This window comes from Micromonospora sp. KC723 (genome assembly GCF_004348595.1).
GTDB lineage: Bacteria > Actinomycetota > Actinomycetes > Mycobacteriales > Micromonosporaceae > Micromonospora.
In genome coordinates, this window is the sequence record NZ_SMKD01000064.1 from 1 (window position 1) to 17,041 (window position 17,041).

General features: G+C 70.3%; 17 protein-coding genes and 3 pseudogenes. 9 read left to right on the top strand and 11 right to left on the bottom strand.

Annotation, left to right across the window (positions count from 1 at the left end; all coding sequences use genetic code 11):
• Positions 1-131: 131 nt before the first annotated feature.
• A complete protein-coding gene (locus E1165_RS16030) occupies positions 132-1,031 on the bottom strand; it encodes a TIGR01777 family oxidoreductase (protein ID WP_132392244.1) in 900 nt (299 codons plus the stop codon).
• A gap of 108 nt (positions 1,032-1,139) precedes the next feature.
• Positions 1,140-2,144, bottom strand: a pseudogene (locus E1165_RS16035) (IS481 family transposase).
• 147 nt (positions 2,145-2,291) lie between these two features.
• Here E1165_RS16035 and E1165_RS16040 point away from each other — a divergent pair.
• Together E1165_RS16040 and E1165_RS16045 are read left to right on the top strand one after the other, a co-directional pair.
• Entirely contained in the window at positions 2,292-3,773 is a 1,482-nt protein-coding gene (locus tag E1165_RS16040; RefSeq protein WP_243704807.1) for an MFS transporter, read from the top strand.
• 5 nt (positions 3,774-3,778) lie between these two features.
• On the top strand, positions 3,779-4,348 hold the full coding sequence (locus E1165_RS16045) for a TetR/AcrR family transcriptional regulator (RefSeq protein ID WP_132392248.1): 570 nt from the start codon (positions 3,779-3,781) through the stop codon (positions 4,346-4,348).
• Here E1165_RS16045 and E1165_RS16050 read toward each other — a convergent pair.
• Both E1165_RS16050 and E1165_RS16055 read right to left on the bottom strand, forming a co-directional pair.
• Complete coding sequence (locus E1165_RS16050) at positions 4,331-4,759, bottom strand: type II toxin-antitoxin system VapC family toxin (protein WP_243704805.1); 429 nt, start codon at positions 4,757-4,759, stop codon at positions 4,331-4,333. The two genes, E1165_RS16045 and E1165_RS16050, sit on opposite strands and share 18 nt — an antisense overlap.
• A gap of 16 nt (positions 4,760-4,775) precedes the next feature.
• Positions 4,776-5,045 (bottom strand): type II toxin-antitoxin system Phd/YefM family antitoxin, encoded by a 270-nt coding sequence (locus E1165_RS16055; protein ID WP_132392252.1) that lies wholly within the window; start codon positions 5,043-5,045, stop codon positions 4,776-4,778.
• A gap of 283 nt (positions 5,046-5,328) precedes the next feature.
• Here E1165_RS16055 and E1165_RS16060 point away from each other — a divergent pair, with 283 nt between their 5' ends.
• Positions 5,329-5,976 (top strand): hypothetical protein, encoded by a 648-nt coding sequence (locus E1165_RS16060; protein WP_132392254.1) that lies wholly within the window; start codon positions 5,329-5,331, stop codon positions 5,974-5,976.
• Positions 5,977-6,107: 131 nt separating this feature from the next.
• On the opposite strand, the pseudogene E1165_RS30775 reads toward E1165_RS16060, so the two are convergent.
• A pseudogene (locus tag E1165_RS30775) lies at positions 6,108-6,347 on the bottom strand (hypothetical protein); the annotation flags it as partial.
• A 262-nt stretch (positions 6,348-6,609) separates the two neighbouring features.
• Positions 6,610-6,897, bottom strand: coding sequence for a hypothetical protein (locus E1165_RS16070; protein WP_132392256.1), 288 nt, complete (start codon positions 6,895-6,897; stop codon positions 6,610-6,612).
• 329 nt (positions 6,898-7,226) lie between these two features.
• Between E1165_RS16070 and E1165_RS16075 the strand changes: the two genes are divergently transcribed.
• The 4 genes from E1165_RS16075 (at position 7,227) to E1165_RS16090 (ending at position 9,112) form a co-directional block, all read left to right on the top strand.
• On the top strand, positions 7,227-7,463 hold the full coding sequence (locus E1165_RS16075; protein WP_132392258.1) for a winged helix-turn-helix domain-containing protein: 237 nt from the start codon (positions 7,227-7,229) through the stop codon (positions 7,461-7,463).
• 112 nt (positions 7,464-7,575) lie between these two features.
• Entirely contained in the window at positions 7,576-7,818 is a 243-nt protein-coding gene (locus E1165_RS16080) for a GntR family transcriptional regulator (protein ID WP_132392260.1), read from the top strand.
• A 32-nt stretch (positions 7,819-7,850) separates the two neighbouring features.
• A complete protein-coding gene (locus E1165_RS16085) occupies positions 7,851-8,210 on the top strand; it encodes an SRPBCC domain-containing protein (RefSeq protein ID WP_132392262.1) in 360 nt (119 codons plus the stop codon).
• 119 nt (positions 8,211-8,329) lie between these two features.
• Positions 8,330-9,112, top strand: a complete 783-nt coding sequence (locus E1165_RS16090; RefSeq protein WP_132392264.1) for an SDR family oxidoreductase — start codon at positions 8,330-8,332, stop codon at positions 9,110-9,112.
• 137 nt (positions 9,113-9,249) lie between these two features.
• On the opposite strand, the gene E1165_RS16095 is transcribed toward E1165_RS16090, so the two are convergent.
• The gene (locus tag E1165_RS16095) at positions 9,250-10,260 is read right to left on the bottom strand and encodes an aldo/keto reductase (RefSeq protein ID WP_132392266.1); all 1,011 of its coding nucleotides are present in this window, start codon (positions 10,258-10,260) and stop codon (positions 9,250-9,252) included.
• A gap of 54 nt (positions 10,261-10,314) precedes the next feature.
• On the opposite strand from E1165_RS16095, the gene E1165_RS16100 reads away from it, so the two are divergent.
• Entirely contained in the window at positions 10,315-10,692 is a 378-nt protein-coding gene (locus E1165_RS16100; RefSeq protein ID WP_132392268.1) for a MerR family transcriptional regulator, read from the top strand.
• Between the two features lie 153 nt (positions 10,693-10,845).
• On the opposite strand, the gene E1165_RS30385 is transcribed toward E1165_RS16100, so the two are convergent.
• From E1165_RS30385 to E1165_RS16110, 3 genes and pseudogenes are all read right to left on the bottom strand, one after another.
• On the bottom strand, positions 10,846-11,376 hold the full coding sequence (locus E1165_RS30385; protein ID WP_256370678.1) for a low temperature requirement protein A: 531 nt from the start codon (positions 11,374-11,376) through the stop codon (positions 10,846-10,848).
• A 73-nt stretch (positions 11,377-11,449) separates the two neighbouring features.
• Positions 11,450-12,205 (bottom strand): annotated as a pseudogene (locus E1165_RS30390) (low temperature requirement protein A); the annotation flags it as partial.
• 327 nt (positions 12,206-12,532) lie between these two features.
• Positions 12,533-12,949, bottom strand: coding sequence for a hypothetical protein (locus E1165_RS16110; RefSeq protein ID WP_132268189.1), 417 nt, complete (start codon positions 12,947-12,949; stop codon positions 12,533-12,535).
• Between the two features lie 118 nt (positions 12,950-13,067).
• On the opposite strand from E1165_RS16110, the gene E1165_RS16115 reads away from it, so the two are divergent.
• Complete coding sequence (locus E1165_RS16115) at positions 13,068-15,899, top strand: BTAD domain-containing putative transcriptional regulator (RefSeq protein WP_132392270.1); 2,832 nt, start codon at positions 13,068-13,070, stop codon at positions 15,897-15,899.
• 146 nt (positions 15,900-16,045) lie between these two features.
• Here the strand turns inward: E1165_RS16115 and E1165_RS16120 are convergent, their stop codons facing one another.
• Positions 16,046-16,786 carry an L-2-amino-thiazoline-4-carboxylic acid hydrolase gene (locus tag E1165_RS16120; protein WP_132392272.1) on the bottom strand — a complete coding sequence of 247 codons (741 nt, stop codon included), beginning with the start codon at positions 16,784-16,786 and terminating at the stop codon, positions 16,046-16,048.
• Between the last annotated feature and the right edge of the window lie 255 nt (positions 16,787-17,041).

Here is a 17,041-nt window from a genome sequence, read left to right on the forward strand (position 1 = left end):
GGTCGGCGGGAGGCCGGTCGGCGGCCCGGGGCGGGGAGGTCGGCACGGAGCGGACGTTACCAACCGCATCCGCCCGCCCCGGGCAGACACGGGAGCCCACCCGGGCGGTCAGGCGGTGCGGTCGCCCCGGCTCACTCGGTGAGCGCGGCGTGCAGGGCACCCGGCAGGTCGGGGTGGGTCCAGGCGAAACCGGCCTTGTCCAACACGGCGGGCAGGACTCTGGTGCTGGTCAGGGCCTCGTGGGCGAAACCGCCGAGGACGACCTTGAGGGCCAGGGCGGGGATCGGCATGATCGCCGGGCGGCGTAGCTGGCGGGCCAACTCCCGGGTGAACTCGGCGTTGGTGACCGGGTTCGGGCCGACCACGTTGACCGGGCCGGCGAGGTCGTCACGGGCCAGGAGGAACAGCATGGCGTCCAGCCAGTCACGCAGGGAGATCCAGGGCAGCCACTGCCGGCCGTTGCCCAGCTTCCCGGCGATGCCCAGCCGGAACGGCAGCAGTTGCGGCTTGAGTAGCCCGCCGTCGCGGTGCAGCGGCAGGCCGGTGCGCAGCCGCACCACCCGTACCCCGGCGTCCTCGGCCGGGCGGCTGGCCGCCTCCCAGACCCGGCAGACGTCGGCGAGGAACCCCTCGCCCGCCGGGGCGTCCTCCTCGACCACCCGGTCGCCGGTGTTGCCGTACCAGCCGACGGCGCTGGAGCTGAGCAGCACGCCAGGCCGGTCGGCGGCGGTCAGCCCGGCGATGGTGATCGCCAGCGTGGTGGTGGTGTCGACCCGGCTGGACCGGATCAGCCGCCGGTACCCGTCGTTCCAGCGCCGGTCGCCGACGCCGGCGCCGGCCAGGTTGATCACCGCGTCCGCCTCGGCCACCACGGCCGGGTCGAGCTGTGCGGCGGACGGGTCCCATTGCCGTTCGTCGGGGGTGCGTGGTGGCCGCCGGACCAGCCGGACGACCTGGTGCCCGTCGGCGGTGAGGCGGTCGACCAACCGGGTGCCGAGGAAGCCGGACGCGCCGGCCATGAGAATCCGCATGCTCATATCTTCAGGTACGGACCTGGAAGTGGATGCGTTGGGCGAAATCACTGACTCGCTGCGAGCAGCGGGTCGTTCAGGTGGGCCGGCGCACTGAGCGGATGGTGGCTAGTTGTAGGAGGGCCGGACGTTGGTAACACCTCGATGAAGCCGTGAGGCTGGTGGCTGGCCGCCGGCGCTGCTGTGCGGCCGGTGGTATTTGTAGTGGATGTTCCATATCGCGATTGCGGCTGACCGGGCGTCCTCGCTGGTGAACTCGCGGGCGTAGAGGATTTCTTCGGACAGGATGCGCTGGTAGCGCTCGACCTTGCCGTTGTGCCGAGGTGTGTAGGGCTTAATTTCTTGGTGCCGGGTCTGGTTGCCGATCACCCGCGCGAAGTCGCCGGATCGGTAGCAGGCGCCGTTGTCCGTGACGACGCGGTGGATGTGGGTGATTCCGTGGGCGGCGAACCAGACCTTCGCCCGTGCGAGGAAGGCGGCTGCGATGGTGCCCTTCTCGTCGGCCAGAGGTTCGGTGTAGGCCAGCCGGGAGAAGCCGTCGACGATGGAGTGCAGGTAGACATAGCCGCGCTTCGCGCCAGCTGACTTTGCTCGGCCAGCGGCCTTGGCCTGGTCGCTGTCGCGGCCGTGGACGCGCGAGCCGCCACCGTCGGGGATCCGGCCGACCTTCTTGACGTCCAGGTGGGCCATGTGTCCGGGTCAGCGGGCGGTGATCTTGCCCGGCTTGCGGTTGTTCTCCCCGTTGGGGTCGATGAATTTGTGCTGTCCGAGTCCAAGGCAGGCGAGGTGTCTGGTGACTGTGCGGCGGTGGACGCTGATGCCGATGCCGCGTAGCTCGTCGGTAATCCGTTGGGCGGACCACTTGTTGTCCCTGCGCCAGGTCTCGATCCGTTCGATGACCTCGGATGGTGTTGCGTTCGGGCTGGTGGGTGGGCTCGAGGGCCGGTCCTGGAGGCCTACCTCGCCGTAGCGGCGCCACCGGTTGACCCACTTTGAGGCGCACGCCCGAGAGATCCCCATCTCCGCAGCGACATGGGTGATCGGCCGAGTCCTGCACCTCGTCACCAGCCGTCGTCTGCCCTCCACGCTGAGGGGTGCGTTCCTGTGAGTCACAGTTCCGGCTCGTTCACATCTCATGTGGAACGATGGTACAACTAGTACGTACGTTCAACTAGGCTGGAGGGTGAGATGGGGACGGAACCGTCGTCACGCGCTGGGTGGCGGGAGTGGGCCGGCTTCGCGGTGTTGGCGTTGCCGACCGTGTTGTTGGGGCTCGATGTAACGGCGCTATACCTCGTCGTTCCGAGCCTGGCCGCGGACCTGCATCCCACCGCAACGGAGACGTTGTGGATCATGGACGCCTACGGATTCCTCATAGCGGGGTTCCTGATCACCATGGGAACGCTGGGCGACCGGATCGGGCGCCGTCGCCTGCTGATGATCGGCATGGCTGCATTCGGCGCGGCCTCGGTTCTTGCGGCGTTCGCCCCCAGCGCCCTCTGGCTGATCATGGCGCGGGCACTGCTGGGAGTGGCCGGAGCGACGCTGATGCCGTCCACATTGTCCCTGATCAGCAACATGTTCACCGACGCCCGGCAGCGGGCGTTGGCGATCGGTGCATGGGCCACGATGTTCGCGCTTGGAATGGCAGCCGGACCGGTCGTAGGCGGTGTCCTGGCTGCCAGCCTCTGGTGGGGTGCAGCCTTCCTGATCGCGGTACCCATCAGCGTGTTCGTGCTGGCTGCTGCACCAACGCTGCTGCCAGAGTTTCGGACCGACGCCGGTCGGCTCGACTTGTTGAGCGTCGGCCTGTCTCTGGCGGCGATGCTTCCGACCATCTATGCGATCAAGCATGTCGCCGCACACGGCATCGACATCCAGGCATGGGCCGCTGGTCTCTTCGGTGGCGGCTCGGCGGTCGCGTTTGTCCGTCACCAACTGCGCTTGAAAGAGCCGCTGCTGGACATGAGGCTCTTCACCAACCGGGCCTTCTCCGCCGCCCTGACAGTCTTGCTGATCGGCCTGGCCGGTTTCGGCGGAATGATGTTCCTGATCACACAGCACCTGCAGCTCGTCGAGGGCCTCTCGCCCACGGCAGCCGGACTGTGGATGGGGCCACCGGCACTAGCCATGCTGATCGGGGGCATCGGTGCGCCCCTGATCGCCACTCGCATACCGCCGGGGGGCGTTATGGGCTCCGCCCTCGCGCTGTCCCTCATCGGATATGCCTTCCTCGCCTTCGCGGGGACCGACAGCAAGCTGAGTGTGGTCACCGGATTCGCGTTCCTCTATCTCGGCCTCGGAGTCATCGCTGCACTGGGTACCGACATCGTCGTAGGTGCGGCGCCATCGGAAAGATCCGGGTCAGCCGCCGCACTGTCGGAGACTGTGCAAGAGCTCGGGATCGCGGCCGGGGTCGCGCTCCTGGGAAGCCTCACTACGGCGATCTACCGGACGGCGGCCGAGGCTCGGCCCGGACTGACCCGATCCGTGGCCGAGCCCTACAGCGACAGCCTTTCCGGCGCAACATCCATGGCGGACCAGCTGCCAGTAGGGGCTCTCCGACACGCGCAGGAAGCGTTCACCAGCGGACTCAACACCGCCGCGATCGCCGCGGGTATCGCAATCGTTGGAGCATCAGTCGCTTGCTTCAGCACGCTGCGCCACATCCGCCCGATCGGCGACGCCGACCCTGGGACGGAGCCGATAGCCTCAACTCGCGTGAGCAGCGATGATCGGTGAGGACAATGACGGACGAGCAAGACACGGTCGATGGGCGCAAACTGCGCGGTCAACGCCGCCGAGCCCAGATCATCGAGGCGACGCTCACGATCGTCTGCCGCGACGGTGCCGCTGGCGTGACCCATCGGACCGTCGCCAAAGAGGCAGGGATCACCACCAGCCTGACTCTCTACTACTTCGCCACACTCGACGACCTGCTGGTCGCCGCCTTGACCAGCGTCACCAACGCGTACACCCGCCGCATCCGCCAACTCATCGATACCGAGGGCGACCCTCTCGACGGGCTCGCCCGGCTCATCGCTGAATCAGCGGGACCAGGCCGTGAGCGCGCGCTCGCCGAACGTGAGTTGTCGACCCTGGCGGCTCGCCGCCCCGCCCTACGCCCCGCAGCGCGAAGCTGGCGCGACAACGTCGCAGAACTCGCCCAAACACAGACGGACGACCCTGATGCCATTGAAGCCTTCGTCGCACTCTGCGACGGGCTATGTGCAGCAATCCTCCTCGACGACCACGATGCCGACCCAGACCACATCCGCGCAGTCCTCAGCAAGGCACTACTAGGAACCAACCGATAGCCTCCGGTGGTCACGTCCGTGCACGTCACCAACGTCCAGCCCCGCAACAGCTAGTTGGTCCAGCCCATTGAAGTCGGCGGGATTGGTGGTGTAGAGTGGCAGGCCATTACTGTGGGCCACGGAGACGATCATCAGATCGGCGATGCGGCGACGGGTGCCGCGTCCGGCCGCGAGCACGGCGGCGGAGATGAGGCCGAAGGCGCGGGCCGCTTCCGCGTCGAACGGAAGCGGGTCGAACGTCGCCTCCACGTGCTGGAGCACGCTCATTCGGCGTGCTCGTTCGCCAGGGTCGTCCGTGTGATGCGGGCCCGCCGAGAGTTCCGCCAGCGTGACGGCGCTGATCACCATCTCGTCAGGGAGTTCCGCCGGATCCAGCGCGGCCAGATGGATGACGATGTTCGTGTCGAACAAACCCCGCAAAGGAGCTTCACCAGTCACGGTCGGTGAGATCCTGGTCCGTCGCCGCGTCGAGGTCGCTGCGGAGTCGCGATCCGTCCAGAACGGGCGCGGTGGCGAAGGCCGCCATCACCTCGGCCCGAGGCACGAAGGTGCGTCGCCTGATCGGGATGAGTCGGCCGATGGGCGTGCCGTTACGGGTGATGGTGAAGGACTCTCCGCGCTCCACCCCGCGCATGATGGCGCCTGAGTCATTCCGCAGCTCGCGCTGCGTGATCTCTCGAGAAACATGCTCGGCCATGGCGTGCAGTTTGCTCGTGTGCTACAAGGTGCTACAACCTGCGCGATGCGTCACCGTCAACCCGAGCCGTGCCGCAGTTCGCTGCGGAGGTGCGGCGGCACCTCTGGCCAAGGCGCGCGCTTAAGCGCGGCGGGTTTCATCCGCTACAGCACTCGCATCGTCAACACTATCCCCGGTGCGGGACGCCGGTAGCGCCGCTGCCGACACGGGCGGTCCCCGTATGTGGTTGCGACGCCGCCGTAGCGTGAGGACGACTCTCCATTCTCGGAAAGGGTAGGCAGACATGCAGGAGACGGTCCTCGGCCTCGCTGGTCTAGCGCTGGTCGCGGTGTCACTGGGCTTCTCTGCCGTACAGACCAGGGAGGTGGCGAAACAGAGCCGTATCAACAACGGTATCGGCTCGGCCGCCGCCCTAATGGAGATCAACAGCTTGTCTCGCTCGTGGCACGACCGCCTGCTTGAGAATCCAGCGCTCCGCTCGTATTTCTACGAAGGGAAGCCCTCCGCACCACACGATGCCGATCGGCCAGCGGTGTTGACCCTCGCGGAACTGCTCGCCGACGTCCTTGAGTGTGAGCTGCAGGTAGCCGCGCTCCTGCCCGACTTCCAGTTCGCCCACTCCTGGTATCAGTGGCCGGCGCACATGCTGGAGCAGAGCCCAGTCCTGGTTGAGGTGGTGGAGCAGCGCCCCGAGTGGTGGCCAGCGCTCCGCTCACTTCAAGAGGCGATCCGCGAGCCTGACAGCGACCGAGTGACCCACCCGCTTGTCGGGCCGCGTGCGGCCCGTTCGAGGAGAACCTCGCTCCGACTCACACAGATGCGTCTACCCGGCCCACGACGCCGAACCGGCAAAGACGCTCGAACAGCGACGGAGGCGGACACTGTCTCATCGGGTCGCTACGCACCCTCCACCGGCTCGGATGCTCCTTGACCCGCCCCACGTCCTTGCCCGTCGGCGGGGCGGCCCGAGTCGATCGCGAGGTCAACACCTGCGTGCTGTTTACGGCGCACTCTTCCCCGATGCGTGGTTACCGGCTTTGAATCCGTGGTCGACGGCATCGCCCAGCCGAGAAACCGCCTGAAAAGTTGCTGGGGCTCGGGCCCGTCGTGCGGGTTGAGCCGGTGCAGCTCGCCGGCCGCGTCGTGCAGAAGGCCACCCAGGTGCACCAGCAGCGCCACCCGGTCGTGCGCGTACTCGCGGAGCAGCGCCAGCCGGGCGGACGCGCACGGCCACGGCGTAGCGCAGGCCCGGCAGAGCCACAGCGGCCGTAGCGGCAGGTGTGGCCGGGGTGGGCTCACCACCGGCCGCCGTTGGCCCGCCAGGTCTGCGCCGGGGTCAGCCATCCGGCCCGCCCCACCTGCGGGTTCGCCCGGGTCACCTCGTCTCACCAGCGGCTGTTCGCCGGTGGCGGCGGCGCGGGTGGCTCGGTGGGCACGGGCGCGTGCCGGTCCGGGCAGGTTGTCCAGCGCAGCCCGCACGAGCACCAGCGCCGCCCGTTCCGCCAGGTCCGCCGGTGCCTTGGCGCGAGCGGCACCGGCTTCGCGTTGCGTCGCGGCCACCGCATCAGCGCCACCCGCCGGGTACGCCGGCCAGCGTCCCGCCGCGTTCCGCCAGCGTGTCGATCACGTCGTCGGCCAGGCCGCGCGAGCGCAGCACCCGCCGTGCCCAGCGGTGCAGCAGACACGGGTACGGGGTCCGGTCGCTTCCGCACAGCGGGCCGGCGGGCCAGTCCTCGGCTCGGTGTACGAGCAGTGCGCGGATCGCCAGCTTGACGTCCTCCACCGTGACCACCCACGGCACGGGCAGCTCCCCGAGCACCTTCTCCATCGCGTCCACCGGTTCGTCGGTCATTGACCGCACGTCGTCGCCTCCTCGTTTCTTCGCGGCACCGGGGCGGGCGGGGGCGGCCGTGTGCGCATGGTCGGCCGGAGCCCGGCACCCGCCCCGGGCCTGTTCACGGAGCGCGCAGAGCTGATCGCGGGCAGGGGACACCCGGCCGACTGCCCGGGGGAGTGGTCGGCCGGGTGGTTCCTCGGAACGACCAGCTCGTGGTTGCAGACCAGGGAGCCGGTCAGGACGAACTTATACTTAGTAGTTCGTAGAAGTCAACGACATAGTAGCTCTTACTTGTCTGTAGAAGGCCCGCGTGATCAAATGGCGGTGCAGACCAGGGAGAGCAGATGCCCGCCAAACCCAAGTGGGCGCAGCTCGCGGATCTCATTCGTGAGCAGATCGCGTCCGGAGAACTCGCGCCAGGCGACAAGTTGCCGTCGACAGCTCAGCTGCGTAGTCAGCACGGTGTGTCGGCGGGAGTTGTCGTCCACGCCATGATCGTTCTGAAGGCCGAAGGGCTGGTGGAAGGCGTCCACGGCCTTGGCGTCTTTGTCACCGACAGGCCGACTGACTCGCACGGGTAAGGACAGGCGGAAGTCGTGGCCGTTGTCGAGCCGAGGAGGAGGGCCGGGCGTCATGAGCAGCCTCCACGTGGGCAGGAGGCGTGATCACTGGTGGCGACCTCTGGGAGTGTGAATGCCCGCCAAAGCGAAGTGGGCGCAGCTGGCCGACCACCTCCGTGAACGGATTGAGTCGGGCGAGCTGGCGCCGGGGGAGAAGCTGCCGTCGACCGCGCAGCTCAAAGAGGAACACAACGTCTCGCAGACCGTGGTGCGGCAGGCGATCCTCGTCCTGCAGATGCAGGGGTGGGTCGAGGGCGTGCATGGTGTCGGCGTGTTCGTGGCCGAGGAGTTGCCCCAGGGGGAGGGCAAATCGTGACGGTGGTTCCGCCGACCTGTGCAGGCTGAGCAGTGATCGAAGCGGGTAGCCGCGCGCGGACCCAGCCGCCCCCGCCCGCCGTCGTCTTCGAGGCGCTCACCCAGCCCGACCGCGACCCGGCGCGTCCCTGGCTGCGGCTGCTCGACGACGAACAACGGCCGCAGATCCTCGAGGCCGTGTGTCCGCACCTGGTCGTCTGGTCGTCGCTGTGGCCAAGACGACCGGACGCCCGGGTGCGTTTCGAGCTGGCACCCGACGACGGGGCGGGCACCCTGCTGCACTGGAAGCTACTGGTCGCCGAGCAGTTGCCGGATCCCTCGCTGCTCGGACACCTACGCAAACGGATCAACCAACTCATCAACGGGAATCTGCGCCGCACCTTCGGCCAGTAGCCGGTCCGCCGGTGCCCCGTCGACTGTCGGCAGGACGGCCGGAGGGGCGCTGGCGCGGTCGTCGCGTGGCCCGGAAAGTCAGGTGCTGTGCGAGGGGGTAGCCCGCCAGGATAAGGATCATGAGTGGAGATCGGCAGGACGTGCGAGATTCGGAGCGCCCGCTTGCCCTGGTCACGGGGGCGGGACGTTCGGCGGGAATCGCGGCGTCCGTGGTGCTGGGTCTGGCCAGGGCTGGCTGGGACGTGGCCTTCACGTACTGGACCGCCTATGACGCGCGGATGCGGTGGGGTGTGGAACCGGGGGCGCCTGGAGAGTTGCAGAAGAAGGTGGCGTCGTTCGGGGCGAGAACACTTGCGGTTGAGGCGGACCTGAGCGACCCGGCGGTGCCGGCGCAGCTGTTCGACCACGTCGAGCGCGAGCTGGGAAACGTGACCGCGTTGGTGCTCTGCCACTGCGAGTCGGTCGACTCCGGCCTGCTGGACACCACGGTGGAAAGCTTCGACCGGCACTTCGCAGTCAATGCGCGGGCGACGTGGCTGTTGATTCGGGAGCACGGGCTGCGGTTTCGTGGGCGGCACGGCAGCGGGCGGATCGTGAGCCTGACCAGTGACCACACCGCCGGGAACCTTCCCTATGGCGCGAGTAAGGGGGCGATGGACCGGATCACGCTGGCCGCCGCCCGCGAACTGGCCCACCTGGGAGTGACCTGCAACGTGATCAATCCCGGGCCGACCGACACCGGGTGGATGACCGAGGACCAGAAGGCGGATCTGGTCCGGGTCACGCCGCTGGGACGGCTCGGCGTGCCGCAGGACTGCGCGAATCTGGTCACGTTCCTGTGCTCTGCCGAGGGCGGGTGGGTCAACGCCCAGCTTCTGCAGAGCAACGGCGGTCTTGGATAGCTGACTGGCTGAGGCATGGCCACGGGCGCCTCGCGACGGGGGTCGTCGGCGAGCTGGCATCCGACAGCCGGGAAGATGCCGGGCTGCCCCGTCGACCGTCGGGCAGGACGGTCGACGGGGCACCGGTGCGGGCACTGTCAGGCGTTGGCCGGGGCGGTACGCAGGTCGGCGAGGAGCCGCTCCACCTCGGCGAAGGTCGCCTCCGGCAGTGGCCCGTACGCCAGGGTGCCGATGTTCTCCTCCGCCTGCGCCACCGTGCGGCAGCCGGGGATGGGCAGGGTGCGTGGGCTGCGCGCCAGCAACCAGCCGAGCGCGCCCTGGGCGAGGGTACGGCCGTCGGCGGTGAGCACCTCCCGGACCCGGGCCACCCGCTCGGCCCACTCGCCGGTGGGCACCCCGTCGGTGAACCAGGGCAGCCACTCCGGGGCGACCCCGCGCACGTCGTCACGGCCGCGCGCGGCCGGCGTGCCCTGGTACTTCGCGGTGAGCAGGCCCATCGCCAGGGGGCCTCGGTTCAGGCTGGCCAGGTCGAACTCGTCGCAGACCGCGAACATCTCGGCGTTGTCCCTGAGCACCGACTGGTCGTGCTGGATCGCCGCGCAGTGCGGACCCGCCGCCGCGAACGCCCGCGCCGAGGCCGGGTTGTCGGTGCTCCAGCCGTACGCCCGGATCTTGCCCTCGGTGACCAGGCCCTCCAGGGTGTCGACCAGGTCGAGTGCCTGCGGCACCGGTAGCCCGTTGAGGTGCAGCTGGTACAGGTCGACGTGGTCGGTGCCGAGCCGCCGCAGCGAGCCCTCCAGGCTCTGTCGCGCGTACGCCGGGCTGGCGTCCTCGCCGGTGGCCTGGCGGGTGGTCTCGTCGGTGGGGTAGCCGAACTTGGTGGCGATCACCGCCCGGTCACGGCGGCCGGCCAGGGCGCGGCCGAGCACCCGTTCGCTGTGCCCCGCGCCGTAGTTGCTGGAGGTGTCGAAGAGGGTCGCGCCCAGGTCGAGGGCCCGGTGGATGGTACGGATCGACTCGTCGTCGTCGACCTCGCCCCAGCCCAGCGGCTGGTCGCCCGCCCAGAGCGGGCCGCCGATCGCCCAGCACCCCATGCCGATCGCGCTGACCTCGATGCCGCTGCGTCCCAGTCGTCGTGTCGTCGTCATGACCCTACCTTCCAACCTGGAGCGCGCTCCAGGTCAAGCGCTACGCTGGCCGGCATGATCGGATACTCGCCCTCCGAGACCGCCCGGCTCAGCGGCTTCAGCCTCGACACCCTGCGCTACTACGAGAAGATCGGCCTGCTCAGCGGGGTGGGCCGCACCTCCGGCGGGCGGCGGGTCTTCACCGACGACGACCTGGGCTGGCTGGGACTGTTCCGCTGCCTGCGCGACACCGGCATGCCGATCGCCCAGATGTGCCGCTACGCCGAGTTGGCCCGCGAGGGCGAGCACACCGCCCGGGAACGGCAGGAACTGCTGGAGCGGCACGCCGAACGGGTCGAGGAGCAGATGGCCCTGCTCCGCCGCCAGTACGACCACCTCCGCGACAAGATCCGCTACTACCAGGGCGTCGCGGAGGGTGTCCGGGCCCGGTGACCGGGCAACCGGCGGCCGATCTGCCTGGCGTCCGCCCGGTGCCCGGCGTGGTCGGTGATCGACTCCGGGTGCGGCAAGTGACGGTGTTGGGCTGGGTTGATCTCATATGAGGTGGGGGTGGCTGGCCACGGTCACCGGTCGGGGGCGCACGGGTCAGGCCACCGGGGCGCCGCCCTCAGCCTCCGGTGGCTCGTCGTGCCAGCGGGCGCGCCACTCGGCCTCCCGCGCCTCGTGGGTGGTCCGTTCGGCGAAGACCGCCCCTCGCAGCGCGCGACGGGAGTCCGCCATCGTCACCACCTCCACGGCGACCAGACCGACACAGACCACCGTCACCAGGACGAGCGCGGCCAGCGCCGGCAGCCGTACGGCGACCGGCACGAGCAGCGCGAGCAGCGCGAGCAGCACCACCGTGCCGACCCGGAGCCAGGTGAGGGTGCCGAGGGCGCGGAGCTGGAAGAGCATGTTGCCGACCAGATAGCAGATCACCCCGCCGAAGAGCAGCGGCACGGCCGGACCGTGCAGCGCCTCGCCCAGCGGCCGGTCCGGCTGGGCGAGCCAGGTCACCATCTCCTCCGCGCCGAGGGAGAACAGGATCAGCCCGAAGATCATCGGCAGGAAGAGATAGGCGTACGCGTCCCGCGCCAGCGCCACCCGCGGCCGACCGAGGGTGGCGTGCAAGGTCATCCGGGCGGCCGGGCCCGATCACGTCGAAGTGCAGCCACCACAGGGCCGCCGCCAGGACGGCACCGATGCTCGACGCGACGATCGCCGGCCAGGTCGGCGGTCGACCGTCCAGGCTGGTGCTGCTGCCGACGCCGACGGAGAGCACCGAATCGCCGAGGGCGATCATCAGGATGAGGTCGTACCGCTCGGTCCAGTGCTCGGCGGAGACCACGCCGGCACCCCGGTTGCCGGCGATCAGGCCGGTCCCGTACTGCAGGAGCACCACGGAGGCCCAGAGCAGGTCGCGGATCAGCGCGCCGACCTCCGGGCTGGCAGAGTGCGCCGGGATGAGCGCGGCGGCGACCAGCAGCGCGGTGCTGATCACCAGCTCCGGGGTGAGCCGGAGCAGGTGCCGGCTCTCCACCGGCATGGTCCGCACGACGTGCCAGTACAACCAGAGGTGGACGACCCGGATGACCAGGTAGCTCACCGCGACGGTGATCGGACCGGCGACCCCCGCCGAGTGGGTCTCGATGGTCTGCGGCACGGCCAGGACGAAGGCGAACAGGGCCGCCATGTCGATGACCATGACCACCGGAACGAATCCCTCACCGAGCCGTACCCGGGTCGCCACCACGGTGTGGACCACCCAGATCCACCACAGCACGGCCAGCACGAGCAGGCTGTGCAGCAGGGTGTGGCCGCTGATGTCGTGGGCGGTGGCCCGGACGATGATGAAGAAGGAGAAGACGAAGACCAGGTCGAAGAAGATCTCGAACCGGTCCACCCGGGCGCCGGGGGCGAGGGGGATGGCCGGCCCCAGCCGCGTTCGCCACCACCCGCCGCCCACCCGCTCACTCTCCCAGCGTGGCGGCGGTGCCCGGGCGGAAATCGACCGCCTCCGTGGCGGAAGCCCCGCGCCTTATCCGCGGTGCGTCACCGCGCCCGCCCGGGTGGTGAACGTTGCCTGCACGGGGCAGGCCCCACTGGACGTCGACGGTTTGACGCTCGAACGGGCTACGACCGGAAGCAGGCGGCGGACATCGCGCCGGGCGCGGATTCGCCGATCGGCGAATCCGCCGACCGCTGAATCCGCCCGACGCGATGGCCCCGGCCTAACGGCGCACGGCTGACCTGGCCGGTGTCCGGCCGCCAGCCCCCGTGTCGGGCGACCGGGTCAGGAGCGTCCCCAGGCGGAGGCGCAGCTCTTGAGGACGGAAGTACCGTCGTCGATGCAGACGGTAAGCTTCACCGGCTTCTCGTCGGCGATCATGTTGGTCGCCGTGCTCGTGCAGCTCCCGTCGTTCTTGGTGTCCCGGATCGACTCCAGCATCCTGTCGTTCTCGTCGCTCAGCCAGGCGTACACCGCAGCGCCGTCGGTCTTGACGTCGCAGGCCTTGATCTCCTCCGCGCCTTCCCAGCCGGACACGTCGGCGTCGAAGAAGGCTTTGCCGGCGGCGTTCTGGGTGTAGAGCCAGCCGATGTTCGTGCTGGCCTGCGCCGGAGTCGCCGCCACCACCAGCGACAGCGCCGTGCCGATCGCGGACATGCCCAGCACGCCAAGGGCCCGGGCGGAGATGCGTCGAGTGCTCATGATCATTCCTTCGTAGCGGGCGGAACCGTCCCCAAAGGATCACCGTGCGCGCTTGCCACACCCCTGCCGTCCGCTTGCCGGCGATCGGCCATACTGACGGATCGGGGGAGGTGGGTCCGTGGAGTTCAGGATCCTCGGCCCGGTCGAGGCGTACTCGGCGGGCGTACCGCTCGACCTCGGCACCCGCCGGCAGCAGCGCCTGGTGCTGGCGGTGCTGCTGCTGGAGCCCAACCGCGCGGTGCCGATGGACCGGCTCATCGACCTGGTCTGGGGGTCCACCCCGCCGGCCTCCGCGCGGGGCACCGTCCAGGCGCTGGTCTCCCGGTTACGCACCGCCCTGCGCGGCGCCGACGGGCTCGCCGAGATCCTGTACCGGGGAACGGGCTACCTGCTGCGGGTGGACCCGCTCTCGGTCGACGTGCACCGCTTCACCGACCTGGTCGCCCGAGCGCGCGCGGCCGACGACGAGCGCTCCGTCGAGCTGTTCGACCGGGCCCTCGCGCTGTGGCGCGGCGATCCGCTGGACGACGTGGCCCCGCCGCAGACGCGGGACCGGCTCTGCGGCGGCCTGTGGGAGGCGAGGTGGGCGGCCGTCGAAGACCGGCTGGATGTCCTCGTCCGGCTGGGCCGCTCCCGGGAGGCGCTGGACGAGCTGACCGAGCTGGTGACCGAGCACCCCCTGCGGCAGCGCCTCGTGGGCCAGCTCATGCTGGTGCTGCACCGCCAGGGCCGCACGGGCGAGGCGCTGGGCGCGTACGCCGACCTGCGCGCCCGGCTGGTCGCCGAGTTCGGCCTCGATCCCGCCGGTGAGTTGCGGGACCTACAGGCCGCGATCCTGCGCGGCGACCCCGCGCTGGACGCCCTGCCCGCCGGCACGGCGCGGGCGATCCCGCCCGTGGTCGAGGCTCCGGCGCTCGTCCCCCGGCCGGCCACCGGCCAGCCGCCCGTACGCCCCGCCGAGCTGCCCCATTCGCCCGACGGGTTCGTCGGCCGCCAGGCCGAGCTGGCGGCCCTCGACGCGCAGCTCGACGCCGGGCAGCGCTCCGGCCGGCCCCGGATCGTCGTGATCGACGGAATGGGTGGGATCGGCAAGACCGCCCTCGCCCTGCACTGGGGCCACCGGCGGCGCGACGCGTTCGCAGACGGTCAGCTCTACCTCGACCTGCGCGGGTTCAGCCCCAGCGACACCCCGATGACACCGGCCGAGGCGCTGCCCCGGCTGCTGCTCTCACTCGGCGTGCCGCCGTCCGCCATACCGCCGTCCGCCGACTCCCAGGCCGCCCGGCTGCGCAGCCTCACCGACGGCCGCCGGATGCTGATCGTGCTCGACAACGCCTACGACGCCGCGCAGGTCCGGCCGCTGCTGCCGGGCAACGTCGCCGGCCTGGTCGTGGTGACCAGCCGACGCCGGCTCCTCGGCCTGGTCGTACGCGAGCAGGCGGTGCCGCTGGGCCTGGCCCCGTTGCGCCCGGCCGAGTCGGCGGACCTGGTCGCCGGCTGCCTGAACGGGTCCCACCCCGCCGAGCGGGAGGCGCTCGCCGACTACTGCGGCCACGTGCCGCTGGCCATCCGCATCGTTGCCGCCCGGGCCCTCGAACTGCCCGACCATCCCCTCGGCGAGCTGGTGGACGAGCTGCGCCAGGGCCGCCGCCTCGACGCCTTCGCCGCCTCCGACGGCCCCGACACCAACCTGCGCACCGTCTTCTCCTGGTCGTACCGGTCCCTGTCGCCGCCGGCGGCCGGGCTGTTCCGGCGGCTGGCCCTGCACCCCGGCCAGGGCGTGGGGACTCCCGCCGTGGCGGCGCTCGCCGGCATCGATGTGCCGCGCGCCCGGGAGTTGGCCGGCGAGCTGACCCGGGCCAGCCTCCTGCACCGTACCGGGCCGGACCGCTACCAGTTCCACGACCTGGTCGGCGCGTACGCCACGGAGCTGGCCGGCGCGCCGGAGCACGCCGAGGAGCGCCGGCTCGCGCTGCGCCGGGTCCTCGACTGGTACCTGCACACGGTCGCCGCTGCCGAGCGGATGCTCCAGCCGCACCGGCCCCGCTTCCCCCCGGCGCCGCCGCCCCTGGTCGAGCCGCTGTCCTTCGACAGCTACGTCGACGCCCTGAGCTGGTGCGAGGCCGAGCGGTCCAGTCTCGTACCGGTGGTGCGGGCCGCGGTGGCCAGCGGGCTGCCCGGGCACGCGTGGCAGGTCGCGCTCGCCGCGTCGGCGTACTGGTACATCGCCAAGCGGCGCGAGGACTGGTTGGCGGCTGGCGGGATCGGGCTGGCCGCCACGCGGTCTCTCGGTGACCGGCGGGCCGAGGGGGCGCTGCTCATGAGCATGGCCACCGCGCTCTGTGAGAGCCGGCGCTACCCGGAGGCGATCGAGTTGTACCAGGAGTCGCTGCGGGTGCAGGAGGCGATCGGCTACCGCGACTGGCGGCCGACCACCCTGAACAGCCTCGCCGTCGCCCACGCCGAGGCGGGCCGGCCCGACCACGCGCTCGCCACGTTCGCCCTGGCCCGCGACGAGCACCGGCTCCAGGGCAACCGGTGGGGCGAGGGGGTGGCGTTGCAGAACATGGCACAGTGCCACGCGCTGCTGGGCGAGCCGGAGAAGGCCGTCGCCCGCCACGAGGAGGCACTCACCGCTGTGCGCGACACCGGCGACCGGTACGCGGAGGCCATCTGCATCGCCAACCTGGGCGAGGCCCACGCCGAACTGGGCGACGACGAGCGGGCGATCCGGCGCTTCCGGGAGGCGGCACAACTACACGTGTCGACCGGCAACGCGCACGGCCGGGCGCGGACCCTGCTGGCGCTGGGCCGGTCCCTGGTTAGGCGGGGCGACACCGACGCGGCCCGGTCCTGCTGGCGGGAGGCGCTGGCGGTCTTCGACGAGCTCGGCGACCCCGAGGCCGACGAGATCCGCGCGCTGCTGACCACCTCATGTCACCAGAGGTGATCTTGCCGAGCGGGGGCGGCCGGCTCAGGCGCGGGCGATCGAGGGGCGGTGCCGCCGCCAGGTTGTCTATCCTGCGCAGGGGCACTGCTGCGGGCAGTGTTCGCCTGCGGTCGCCTGAACAGCAGGTTCACCCTGCCGGCTGGTGCCTACGACGTGCCGGCCGCATTGGTGGGTGTGGTGACCAGCCCGGGCAGGTGTTCTTCACGGGTGAACAGCATGCGGCAGGTGGTGCCGGTGGCGAAGGTCACCGGCCGCACGAACCTCAGCCGGTGCCGCGAGGGCTCGATGGCATCGGCCCAGTTGAGATCGAATCGGCACAGGATCGGTTGCAGCTCGCCACGGTCGGCCGCGAGCAGAACCTCGTGGAAGAAGCAGCGGCGTACGTCCAGCACATAGGTGTCGTTATCGTCGACGGGTCGCTGGAAGTTGAACGACGGGCCGAAGTAGGACTGCTCGCGTTGCTTGCTGGCGGCGACCAGGGCGGCGAAGGGATCCTCGGCGTGGTCGAGCATGCCGCGGGTGCCAGCGAGGAGGTCCTCGCGCAGCGGGCTGTTGAGGCAGTCCTCCACGATCGTCGCTGCCCTGGTCGACCCGCACACCGGCTGCAGGACGTCGTAGGCCGCCACGGCCAGCGCGGCGAACCGGGCGTTGGCCGCGTCCATCGTGTTGGCGACCAAGCCCTCGATCCGCGTCTCGACGGCTGCCAGGCGGTGTCGCACCAGCTCGTCGACGGGCTGAGCCCAGGCGGTGTCGGCACCCGATGTCACCAGCTGTACCAGGCGCGCGAAGAACGCACGCTCGATGACAGGGGTCCAGTCGGTTGGGTCGTACTGCGGCTGATCGGGTTGCCCCGGGGCAGCAGATTCAGACGTGGTGGCGTCGCACATGGTGGTCCCTTTCGGGTCAGGACCAGGGGGGCAGCCAACCGAGCAACTGGATGCACAAGCATGGCTGGGCGGCCCCGTGTGGCCCGGGGTTGACCAGCGCGCTCCACCACCAACCGGCGCTGTGAGATGACATCTCCAGTTAAGAAGATCATCATCGTCGAGTCAAGCCGTCTCGCCCGCCGACCCTCCCTGGGGCTTCCTGCCGCATCGGCGCATCGGCCCGCCCTTTCGCCGTGACCGGCGCGCTCAATCGGC